The organism is Pseudomonas caspiana (assembly GCF_002158995.1).
In the GTDB taxonomy this organism is placed as follows: Bacteria; Pseudomonadota; Gammaproteobacteria; order Pseudomonadales; family Pseudomonadaceae; genus Aquipseudomonas; species Aquipseudomonas caspiana.
The window spans coordinates 18,582-29,612 of record NZ_LOHF01000022.1 but is presented as its reverse complement, the minus strand read 5'-3'; the positions used below and the strand labels follow the sequence as shown (position 1 = coordinate 29,612).

General features: G+C 59.8%; 11 protein-coding genes and 1 riboswitch. Of the genes, 10 read left to right on the top strand and 1 reads right to left on the bottom strand.

Translation table 11 applies throughout. The features are described 5' to 3' along the window. Positions 1-192: 192 nt before the first annotated feature. The 4 genes from hda to AUC60_RS21380 all read left to right on the top strand — a co-directional run bounded on the left by hda (position 193) and on the right by AUC60_RS21380 (position 3,064). On the top strand, positions 193-897 hold the full coding sequence (gene hda, locus AUC60_RS21395) for a DnaA regulatory inactivator Hda (protein WP_027902380.1): 705 nt from the start codon (positions 193-195) through the stop codon (positions 895-897). Beyond that, positions 891-1,655, top strand: a complete 765-nt coding sequence (locus AUC60_RS21390) for an NAD-dependent deacylase (protein ID WP_167384386.1) — start codon at positions 891-893, stop codon at positions 1,653-1,655. Before hda ends, AUC60_RS21390 begins: the two co-directional genes overlap by 7 nt. A gap of 77 nt (positions 1,656-1,732) precedes the next feature. Next, complete coding sequence (locus AUC60_RS21385; RefSeq protein WP_087272377.1) at positions 1,733-2,434, top strand: C40 family peptidase; 702 nt, start codon at positions 1,733-1,735, stop codon at positions 2,432-2,434. 93 nt (positions 2,435-2,527) lie between these two features. Beyond that, the gene (locus AUC60_RS21380) at positions 2,528-3,064 is read left to right on the top strand and encodes a C40 family peptidase (RefSeq protein ID WP_087272374.1); all 537 of its coding nucleotides are present in this window, start codon (positions 2,528-2,530) and stop codon (positions 3,062-3,064) included. Between the two features lie 165 nt (positions 3,065-3,229). On the opposite strand, the gene AUC60_RS21375 is transcribed toward AUC60_RS21380, so the two are convergent. Beyond that, on the bottom strand, positions 3,230-4,573 hold the full coding sequence (locus tag AUC60_RS21375) for a PQQ-dependent sugar dehydrogenase (RefSeq protein WP_087272371.1): 1,344 nt from the start codon (positions 4,571-4,573) through the stop codon (positions 3,230-3,232). 102 nt (positions 4,574-4,675) lie between these two features. Continuing rightward, a riboswitch (cobalamin riboswitch) is annotated at positions 4,676-4,893 on the top strand. Between the two features lie 98 nt (positions 4,894-4,991). Here AUC60_RS21375 and cobO point away from each other — a divergent pair. Genes cobO through AUC60_RS21345 form a run of 6 tightly spaced genes read left to right on the top strand, consistent with a single transcriptional unit; the run spans position 4,992 to position 10,942 of the window. Further along, positions 4,992-5,603 (top strand): cob(I)yrinic acid a,c-diamide adenosyltransferase, encoded by a 612-nt coding sequence (cobO, locus tag AUC60_RS21370; protein WP_087272368.1) that lies wholly within the window; start codon positions 4,992-4,994, stop codon positions 5,601-5,603. A 10-nt stretch (positions 5,604-5,613) separates the two neighbouring features. Then, entirely contained in the window at positions 5,614-6,909 is a 1,296-nt protein-coding gene (locus AUC60_RS21365) for a cobyrinic acid a,c-diamide synthase CobB (RefSeq protein WP_087272366.1), read from the top strand. Then, a complete protein-coding gene (gene bluB / locus AUC60_RS21360; protein WP_087272362.1) occupies positions 6,906-7,556 on the top strand; it encodes a 5,6-dimethylbenzimidazole synthase in 651 nt (216 codons plus the stop codon). The genes AUC60_RS21365 and bluB overlap by 4 nt, the downstream gene beginning before the upstream one ends. Further along, positions 7,553-8,461 (top strand): adenosylcobinamide-phosphate synthase CbiB, encoded by a 909-nt coding sequence (gene cbiB, locus AUC60_RS21355; RefSeq protein WP_087272360.1) that lies wholly within the window; start codon positions 7,553-7,555, stop codon positions 8,459-8,461. Before bluB ends, cbiB begins: the two co-directional genes overlap by 4 nt. Further along, entirely contained in the window at positions 8,454-9,473 is a 1,020-nt protein-coding gene (cobD, locus tag AUC60_RS21350) for a threonine-phosphate decarboxylase CobD (RefSeq protein WP_087272357.1), read from the top strand. Before cbiB ends, cobD begins: the two co-directional genes overlap by 8 nt. Then, positions 9,470-10,942: a cobyric acid synthase gene (locus tag AUC60_RS21345; RefSeq protein ID WP_087272354.1), complete on the top strand. Its 1,473-nt coding sequence runs from the start codon at positions 9,470-9,472 to the stop codon at positions 10,940-10,942. The genes cobD and AUC60_RS21345 overlap by 4 nt, the downstream gene beginning before the upstream one ends. Positions 10,943-11,031: the final 89 nt, after the last annotated feature.

Here is an 11,031-nt window from a genome sequence, read left to right as displayed (position 1 = left end):
AACCGCGTCCAGCCTTATCGCGTGCAAGCCCTGCCCCCGCAGGGTATCGCAATGGTCCAGAAATACCTCGGAATCACGCAAACCTTTGATTTTGCTTATGGTCTGGCTCATTGTGCCCCCAGCTTCACGGGTATAAACTTTGCGCACTTTACACAGAGGCCCCTAACGGCTCACTTGAACCGTTCAGCCAGCATGAAACCTATTCAGCTGCCCCTGGGTGTGCGTCTGCGTGATGACGCCACCTTTATCAATTACTATCCCGGCGCCAATGCTGCGGCACTCGGCTACGTCGAGCGGCTGTGTGAAGCCGAGGCGGGCTGGACCGAGAGCCTCATCTATCTATGGGGCAAGGATGGCGTGGGGCGTACCCATTTGTTGCAGGCCGCGTGTCTGCGCTTCGAGCAAATGGGAGAACCGGCGGTTTACTTGCCGCTGGCCGAGGTCATCGATGAAGGCGTCGAACTGTTCGACAACCTTGAGCAGTACGAACTGGTCTGCCTTGACGATCTGCAAGCCATCGTCGGCAAGCCGGAATGGGAAGAGGCACTCTTTCATCTATTCAATCGTCTGCGCGACAGCGGTCGGCGTCTGCTCATTGCAGCCTCGCAGTCCCCGCGCGAATTGCCGGTCAAACTGCCCGATCTCAAATCACGTCTGACCATGGCGCTGGTGTTCCAGATGCGTGGCTTGTCTGACGAAGACAAGCTGCGTGCCTTACAGCTGCGTGCCTCACGTCGCGGTTTACACCTCACAGACGAAGTCGGGCATTTCATCCTGACCCGTGGCACGCGCAGCATGAGCGCGCTGTTTGATCTGCTGGAAACTCTGGATCAGGCCTCCTTGCAGGCGCAGCGCAAGCTGACCATTCCCTTCCTTAAAGAGACGCTTGGGTGGTAGACCCCGCGTTGCTGCTACAAACCGCCTCGGCGTTACGTCATGCCCAGCGAATTCTGATTATTACCGGTGCAGGCTTGTCAGCCGATTCCGGCTTGCCGACCTATCGTGGCGTCGGTGGCTTGTATAACGGCGAAACCGACGACGGTATTCCTATCGAAATGGCTTTATCCGGCCCCATGCTAAGGCGCGATCCTGCGCTGTGCTGGAAGTACATCGCGCAGCTGGCCACGGCATGCCTGGGTGGTGAACCCAATGCTGCGCATTACGCCATTGCCGACCTGCAGCGCAAAAAGCCGGAATGTTGGGTGCTGACGCAAAATGTCGATGGCTATCATCGTGCTGCGGGCAGCCCGCCTGAACGACTGATCGAAATTCACGGGCAACTGGCGCCGCTTTTTTGCCAATCGTGTGGTGCTGAGGATCCGGAGTTGGGTGCGCATCTGCAGCGTCCTCTTCCGCCTCTTTGCCGGCTGTGTGGTGGCGTTATGCGACCATCCGTCGTTTTGTTTCAGGAGATGTTGCCGGAGCAAGCGATGCAAACGCTCTATGATGAGATGGCAAAAGGCTTTGATGCAGTGCTGAGCATTGGCACCACCGCCAGCTTCCCCTACATCCATGAACCCGTAATAAGAACAAGGGTTTGCGGCGGTTTTACGGCGCAAATAAATTTGACGCCAACCGATCAGACGTCACAAATGGACGCGTTTTTTGCCTGCCGGGCAGTACATGTCATGGGCGAACTGGTAAGTCACATTTAGTTCGATTGAATTTGCAAATCAGAATGATAGTGGGCATAGTCGCGGCTTCTTAATATTTATCAGCCACGGTCGTGCCCATGCTAGCTCGCTTCGCACCCCTCGTGCCTCTCGCACTTGTCACCCTGCTCGTAGGTTGCGCCGCCAATTCACCGGTGTCGCAACAGCAGCAAGTACAGCAGCAAACCGCCAGATCGGTCAGCGCTCCAACTGTAAATGCCCGTTCGGATCGTTCGGTTTTGCAGGAAGAATTGACCACTGAAGCTGAACTGGCCCGTTTCTCTGACAACAAGCCTTACCAGCTGCCCGTTTTGGCGGACAGCATTCTTGAACGTGGTAAATCCCTGATCGGTACCCGTTACCGTTTCGGCGGTACCTCCACCAAGTCCGGTTTTGATTGCAGCGGTTTTATCGGTTATCTGTTCCGTGAAGAGGCTGGCATGAGCCTGCCGCGTTCTTCCCGTGAAATGATCAACATCGATGCGCCTCTGGTTAAACGTACCGACCTTGAGCCTGGCGATCTGCTGTTCTTCAGCACTGCCGGTCGCGGTCGCGTCAGCCACGCCGCTATCTACCTGGGTGACAATCAGTTCATCCACTCCAGCAGCCGTCGCAGTGGCGGCGTGCGCGTCGACAGTCTTGACGATGTGTACTGGAGCAAGACCTTTATCGAAGCCAAGCGTGCTCTGGCAATGGAATCGCCAACTGCGCCAGCGCAGACCACCGCGATGACTGCAACGACGCTCAAGACTCCTGCGGTCAAGAAGCGTAAGCACAAATAATTAGCGTCCCGTACAAAGACAGGCTATAAGCCTGTCTTGTGCTTTGCGGGCTTCCGGCAAAGTAAGCCGCATCCACATTGGGTTGTTGTGTTTATGTCGATTACGCTACGCCTCGCGGTCATCTCTCTTGCAGCGTTGCTCGGTGCTTGCGCCAGTGCGCCGCCACCTCAGCCACGGGTCGTCCAGCGTCCTGTGATCGTTGCTCCTGCCGAAAACCCTAACCCTGCTGCCGAAGACGTTTTGTTCCGCGCCCTTGGACTGGTAGGAACGCCTTATCGTTGGGGCGGCAACACGCCTGATTCGGGTTTCGATTGCAGCGGTCTGATTGGTTTCGTTTACCGTGACGCTGCGGGCATCGCCTTGCCACGTTCGACCCGCGACATGATTGTGATGCGTGCGCCGAGTGTAGGCCGCGAGCAGTTGCAGTCGGGCGATCTGGTGTTCTTTGCCACGGGTGGCGGCTCACAGGTTAGCCATGCGGGCATTTACGTCGGCGAAGGCCGTTTCGTGCATGCGCCTGCGACGGGCGGCACGGTCAAGCTCGACAGCCTCGACAAGCCCTATTGGCAGAAGGCGTATCTGGATGCCAAGCGAGTGATTCAGCCTTCGAATCTGGCGCGGAATCAGTAACGCTACTGGCCTTGAGCGCGGTTACCAAGCTGCGACGAAATGCATCGCGTTACAGCATAAAGTTGACCTTATCGCGGGCAAGCCCGGCTCCCACAGGGAAATGCGATTCATGTGGGAGCCGGGCTTGCCCGCGATTGGTTCAACTCAAATCCGGAGGCAGGCCCTTCAAGGCTTCACTCCAGCCTGCTGCGTCTTCGCTCCCGTCACTCGCCAGATTTTGTTACCCACATCATCGGCTACCAGCAAACCACCCTGATGGTCATTCACCACTCCGACCGGACGACCTTGGGCTTTTTCATCGGCATTGAGAAAACCGCTCAACAGGTCAATCGGCGTGCCCGCTGGTTTGCCATCTTTGAACGGCACGAACAGCACCTTGTAGCCGCTGTGTGGCTTGCGGTTCCAGGAGCCGTGTTGGCCAATGAACATCCCTTCGTTGAACGGCGCGGGTAAGGTTTTGCCGTCGGCGAAGACCAGGCCTAACGAAGCCGTGTGGGGGCCCACCGCGAAGTCAGGCGCGATTGCTTTGGCTACCAGGTCCGGATTTTGTGGTTTCACGCGCTCGTCCACATGCTGCCCGTAATAGCTGTACGGCCAGCCGTAGAAAGCGCCGTCCTGAACCGAGGTCACGTAATCAGGTACCAGGTCGCTGCCGATTTCGTCACGCTCGTTGACTGCCGTCCACAACTTGCCGGTGGTTGGCTCCCAGTCCATGCCGTTTGGGTTGCGCAGGCCTGAGGCAAAGATGCGATGGGTTTTGCTCACCGGGTCGACTTCCCAGATTGCCGCCCGACCTTCTTCGGCTTTCATGCCGTTTTCCGCCACGTTACTGTTCGAGCCAACGGTGACGTACAGCTTGCTGCCGTCTTTGCTGGCGATGACGTTTTTGGTCCAGTGGTGATTCAGCGTACCGCCTGGCAAATCGACAACCTTGGTCGGCTGCGCGCTGATCGAGGTTTCTCCATCCTTATAAGGAAAGCTGATCAGGCGGTCGGTGTCGGCGACATAGAGCGTATTGCCGACCAATGTCATGCCGAACGGTGAGTTGAGGTTTTCCAGAAATGCCGTGCGGGTTTCTGCGACGCCGTCGTGATCCTTGTCTCGCAGGAGGGTAATACGGTTGGGGCTGGGTACACCGGCCCCGGCGCGGCCCATGACTTTTTTCATGACCCAGCCACGAACGCCTTGATCGTCATCGGGCTTGGGCGGCGAATTGGTTTCGGCGACCAATACATCGCCGTTGGGAAGCACGTACAGCCAGCGCGGGTGATCAAGGTTTTCAGCGAAGGCGGCGACTTGGGTGCCCGGTGCCGCGACAGGCTTGCCACCCTGCGGCCAACCGACGGCCGGTGCGATGTTGACGGTCGGGATCAGGGTCTTGTTGGGCTCTGGTAGCTTCGGAGCCGGCCCTGTGCCGTCGGTGACTTGCAAGGTCGAGGACTCGCCACAGCCCGCGAGGCCAGCGGCAAGCACGAGCAAGACGGCGTAGTGCGGTTTGAGCGTGAACATGGTGGATCTCCGTTACGGGCAGTGGTGCATTAAGGGGTAGAGGGCCTCACTCTGTTGAGGTTCAACCCCTGTGTTGATTGACGCTCCCGGGTCAACGCTCTAACCTGCGCGCTTGTTTCAGGTGCTCAACGTCTGCGGACTGATTGAGTGAAACAGGGAAGCCGGTGCGTTTGCTTTTTTTCGAGCTATTCCGGCGCTGCCCCCGCAACGGTAAATGAGTGAAAACTGCGCAATCTGCCACTGTGCTCAAGCATGGGAAGGCGCGCAGCCGGGTTCGCCCGCTCATGAGCCCGGAGACCGGCCTGATCCATTCAACAGCATCACGGCGGGCGATGCTCTGCGCATGACCTGTGGTCGTGCTGTCAGTCTTTGCTTTGCCTTCCGTCTGCTTTCGCGTGCCCTCAAGCGGAGAGCTGAGATGAACGAATCCCCTGAACGTGACGAACGCCATCTGGCGCGCATGCTGCGCAAGAAAGCCGTCATGGATGAGCGTATTGCCAGCGCCCCTAACGAATGCGGTTTGCTGCTGGTGTTGACCGGCAACGGCAAAGGCAAAAGCAGCTCCGCCTTCGGCATGCTCGCTCGTGCGATGGGTCACGGTATGCAATGTGGCGTCGTGCAATTCATCAAGGGCAGTAACAGCACCGGCGAAGAATTCTTCTTTCGGCGTTTCCCCGAGCAGGTTCGTTACCACGTGATGGGCGAGGGCTACACCTGGGAAACCCAGGACCGCCAGCGCGATATCGCCGCAGCCGAAGCCGCCTGGGAAGTGTCTCTGGAAATGCTCCGTGATCCGGCCATTGGTCTGGTGGTGCTGGATGAGCTGAATATTGCTCTCAAGCACGGCTACCTGGACATCGAGCGAGTGCTCAGTGACTTGCAGGCGCGTCCGCCGATGCAGCACGTGATCGTCACTGGTCGCGGCGCCAAGCCGGAAATGATCGACATGGCTGACACGGTTTCCGAAATTACTGTGGTCAAGCACGCCTTCCAGGCAGGCATTCGCGCCCAGAAAGGCATAGAGCTGTGAGCATACTTTCATGAGCGAGCCGCGCCACTGTCCGGCAGTTCTAATCGCCGCGCCCGCTTCGGGCCAAGGCAAAACCACCGTCACCGCTGCACTGGCTCGCCTGCATCGCAATCAGGGCCGCAAGGTTCGGGTGTTCAAGTGCGGGCCGGACTTTCTCGACCCCATGATTCTTGAGCGGGCCAGCGGTGCGCCGGTCTATCAGCTCGACCTTTGGATGGTGGGCGCTGATGAAAGCCGTCGCCTGTTGTGGCAGGCTGCGGGCGAGGCTGATCTGATTCTGATTGAAGGCGTGATGGGCCTGTTTGACGGTACGCCGTCCAGTGCTGATCTGGCTCGTCATTTTGGTGTTCCCGTATTGGGCGTGATCGACGGTACGGCCATGGCTCAGACCTTTGGCGCATTGGCCCTGGGGCTGGCGCGCTATCAGCCAGACCTGCCGTTCGCGGGTGTGTTGGCCAACCGCGTCGGTACCGTGCGTCATGCGCAATTGCTTGAAGGCAGCCTGACCGAAGGTCTGCGCTGGTATGGCGCGCTGTCTCGTGAAACCGGAATCGAACTGCCGAGCCGTCATCTCGGATTGGTACAGGCCAGCGAACTGAATGATCTGGACCTGCGCCTCGACGCAGCCGCAGATGCCTTGGCCAGCACCTGCGAAGTGGCCTTGCCGCCCGCCGTGACCTTCGCCGCCCCGGATATTATTCCGGCCGAGCCACTGCTTGAAGGTGTACGCATCGCCATCGCCCATGACGAAGCCTTCGCCTTCACCTATGGCGCGAGTCTGGATTTGCTGCGGGCGATGGGCGCAGAACTGGTGTTCTTCTCGCCGATCCGCGACAGCGTTTTACCTGAAGCGGACAGTCTCTATTTGCCGGGTGGTTACCCAGAGTTGCATCACGTCGCGTTGAGCCAGAACACGTCAATGCTGACCGCGATCCGCGAACACCATCAGGCTGGCAAACCGTTGCTGGCCGAATGCGGCGGCATGTTGTATCTGCTTGATGCCTTGACCGATGTCGACGGGCTGCGGGTTGAGCTGGTTGGCTTGCTGAAGGGCGAGGCCGTGATGCAGAAACGTCTGGCAGCCCTGGCGCTACAAAACGTCGCATTGCCCGAAGGCGAGCTACGCGGCCACACTTATCACCATTCGCTGACCAGCACCGAGTTGCAGCCCATCGCCCGTGGTTTAAGCCCCAATGGTGGGCGCGGCGCGGAGGCGGTCTATCGCGACGGGCGCATGACGGCGTCCTATGTGCATTTCTATTTCCCTTCCAATCCCCAGGCGGTTGCGGCGCTTTTCAAACCATGAGTGATCACGCGTACAGCGCCGAAGAACGTGCTGCGGTCTATCGCGCCATTGCCGAGCGACGGGACATGCGGCATTTCAGCGGTGGCAGCGTCGCGCCCGAGTTGCTGACACGTCTGCTCGAAGCGGCGCATCAGGCACCCAGCGTGGGCTTGATGCAGCCCTGGCGGTTTATTCGCATCACCGACCGGGCGTTGCGTACGAACATTCAGGCGCAGGTTGAGGCGGAGCGGATTCGTACCGCCGAGGCCTTGGGCGAACGCGCCGATGACTTCATGAAGCTTAAAGTCGAAGGCATCAGCGATTGCGCAGAAGTCCTCGTTGCCGCGCTGATGGATGATCGCGAAAAATACATTTTCGGCCGTCGCACATTGCCGGAGATGGACCTGGCGTCGTTGTCCTGCGCCATACAGAACATGTGGCTGGCAGCGCGTGCCGAAGGGCTGGGCATGGGCTGGGTTTCTCTGTTTGAACCACAAGCTTTGGCTGACTTGCTGGGCATGCCCGAGGGTGCGAAACCTTTGGCGATTCTGTGTCTGGGGCCGGTGACCGAGTTTTATCCGGTGCCGATGCTGGTCATGGAAGGCTGGGGCAAAGAGCGCCCGCTGAACGAAATGCTGTTTGAAAACCAATGGGGAGCGGATCAATGAGTGTGGCGCTGTTGAGTGTTGCCGGGGTGGCGCTGGATGCGTTGCTGGGCGAGCCGAAGCGTGCTCATCCATTGGTCGCCTTTGGTCGTTACGCTGACCGGATAGAGAAGCGTTTCAATTCGGGCGGTCGCGGCTGGCGTAGCCATGGCGTCACGGCGTGGTTTATCGCGGTCATCCCGTTGACCCTGTTGGCGACTGCGTTGAGTTGGCTGCCTTACATCGGTTGGCTAGTGGAAATTATCGCGCTGTATTGCGCACTGGGTTTACGCAGTCTGGGCGAGCACGTTGAGCCGGTGGCTCAGGCGCTACGCTCGGACGACCTTGAAGAGGCGCGCCGTCGGGTCGGCTATCTGGTCAGTCGCCAGACCTCGGAGCTGGACGCCACCGAAGTCGCCCGCGCCGCCACTGAGTCGGTACTGGAGAACGGCAGTGATGCGGTGTTTGCTGCGTTGTTCTGGTTTGCGGTTGCCGGGGCGCCGGGCGTGGTCTTGTACCGATTGAGCAATACGCTGGACGCCATGTGGGGTTATCGCAATGAGCGTTTCGAGCGTTTTGGCTGGGCGGCGGCAAAGATTGACGACGTGCTCAACTACATTCCTGCAAGGCTGGTGGCGCTGACCTACGCGTTGCTAGGCAAAACGCGTCTGGCCCTGCGCTGCTGGCGCACTCAAGGCCCGACCTGGGACAGCCCAAATGCCGGCCCGGTGATGGCCGCTGGCGCGGGTGCGCTGGGCGTCGAACTGGGCGGTGCCGCGATTTATCACGGCGAACTGCATCAGCGTCCGCAGTTGGGTGAAGGTGTGCCCGCTGACGCTAATTCCATTGATCGCGGCTGGCAGTTGGTGCAGCGCGGTGTGTGGTTATGGTTGTTGGTGTTGTGCATTGGAGCCGAATTTTATGCTTGAACATGGCGGTCGCCTACGCAGGGCAGCCCGGCAATACGGCATCGATGAAGCTGACTGGCTGGACCTGTCCACGGGCATTGCACCCTGGGCGTTTCCGATTCCGGCGATCCCGGCAGCCGCCTGGCATCGTTTGCCTGAAGCCGATGACGGTCTGGAGCAAGCCGCCTGTGTTTATTACGGCGCAGCGCGAGCGTTACCGGTCGCCGGTTCCCAGGCAGCGATTCAGGCCCTGCCGCGTTTGCGCAGTGCCGGTAAGGTCGGCGTGTTGTCGCCTTGCTATGCCGAGCACGCTCATGCCTGGCGCAGCGCGGGCTTTTTAGTGCGCGAAGTGCTTGAGCATGAAGTGGATTACTTCCTCGACAGCCTCGACGTACTGGTAGTGGTTAACCCGAACAATCCAACCGGCTTGATGCTCACCCCGGAACGCTTGTTGAAGTGGCAAGCACGGCTGGCGGAGCGGGGTGGCTGGCTGGTGGTCGATGAAGCCTTTATGGACAACACGCCGGACTTGAGCCTTGCGGCCCACACCGGCCTGGCGGGTCTGATCGTACTGCGCTCGTTTGGCAAGTTCTTCGGGCTTGCTGGTGTGAGGTTGGGATTTGTACTGGCTGAGCCGGGTTTGCTCAAGTCACTGGCTCAGGAAATCGGTCCTTGGAGCGTCAGCGGTCCCACGCGAATTATCGGCGAAGCGTGCCTGAAGGATGTTCAGGGGCACCTCGCGCAACGTAGCCGCACTGATCAGGCCAGTCAGCGGCTTGTACAGGTCCTTACGCGCCACGGGCTTCAGCCAAGCGGTGGCAGCGCGCTGTTTCAACGGGTCATCACCCCGTATGCGGAGGTGCTGCATGAGTTCTGCGCCCGGCGCGGCATTCTGTTGCGCTTGTTCGTCAGCGATAACCCGCTCGATGGCAGTCTGCGCTTCGGTCTGCCGGACACTGAAGCCCACTGGCAGCGTCTGGAAGAGGCGCTGCTCGCATTCAACCAAAGCCTGCCCAGCCAGGAGCAGCCATGACTACGTTGATGGTGCAGGGCACCACGTCCGACGCGGGCAAAAGTACGCTGGTAACGGCGCTGTGTCGCTGGCTGACGCGTCAGGGCGTTGCCGTGGTGCCGTTCAAACCGCAGAACATGGCGCTCAACAGCGCGGTGACGGCGGACGGTGGCGAAATCGGCCGTGCCCAGGCGGTGCAGGCCCAGGCTTGCGGACTGCAGCCGCATACCGACATGAATCCGGTCTTGCTCAAGCCCAACAGCGATACCGGCGCGCAGGTGATTATTCATGGCCATGCGGTGACCACCATGAATGCGGTGGCTTATCACGGCTACAAAGAGATCGCCATGAAGGCGGTTTTGGAATCCCACGAGCGGCTGGGGCAGACCTATCCGGTGATCATGGTTGAAGGGGCTGGCTCGCCTGCCGAGATCAATCTGCGCGCCAACGACATCGCCAACATGGGCTTCGCCGAAGCGGTGGATTGCCCGGTGCTGCTGATCGCCGATATCAACCGCGGCGGCGTGTTTGCTCACTTGGTCGGCACGCTGGAATTGCTTTCTCCCAGCGAGCAGGCGCGGGTCAAAGGCTTCGTCATCAACCGTTTTCGTGGCGATATCGCCTTGCTGCAACCGGGCCTGGACTGGCTTGAAGCGCGGACCGGCAAACCGGTGGTCGGCGTGCTCCCGTACGTGATGGACCTGCATCTGGAGGCCGAAGACGGTCTCGATCAGCGCCAGACCGACAAGGTCGAGCAAGTGCTCAACGTGGTAGTGCCGATTCTGCCGCGGATCAGCAACCACACCGATTTCGATCCGCTGCGCCTGCATCCGCAGGTCAATCTGCAATTTATCGGGCCGGGACAGGCTATTCCTTCGGCGGATCTGATCATCCTGCCCGGCTCGAAAAGCGTGCGCAGCGACATGGCCTATTTGCGCGCCAATGGCTGGGATAGCGCCATCGCCCGGCACCTGCGTTATGGCGGCAAGCTACTGGGGATCTGCGGCGGTTTACAGATGCTCGGTGAGCAGTTGCATGACCCGCTGGGCCTGGAGGGCGCGCCCGGTTCCAGCGCTGGTCTTGGTTTATTGGCGATGAGCACGGTGCTCGAAGAAGAGAAGCAGTTGCGCAACGTGAAAGGGCGTCTGCTTCTGGAAGGCGTGCAGGTCAGCGGCTATGAAATCCATGCTGGCGTGACCACGGGCGCAGCGCTGGAAAACCCGGCCGTGCTATTGGACGACGACCGCTGCGATGGAGCGCAAAGCGCCGACGGGCAGATCTTTGGCACCTACCTGCACGGCCTGTTCGAAACCCCGGAGGCCTGCAGTGCCTTACTGCGCTGGGCCGGTTTGCAGGACGTGCAGCAAGTGGATTACCACGCATTGCGCGAGCGGGACATCGAGCGGCTGGCGGATCTGGTGGAGAACCATCTGGATGGCAAGTTGCTGCGTGAGTTGTGTGGGTTAAATGCCAAAGCACTTGATCTGTAGGAGCGCACGAGCAGCGCGAGGCCGCGATAGCAGGGCATCAGACAAACTGCCATCGCTGCCTCGCGCTGCTCGTGAGCGCCTACAGGGGA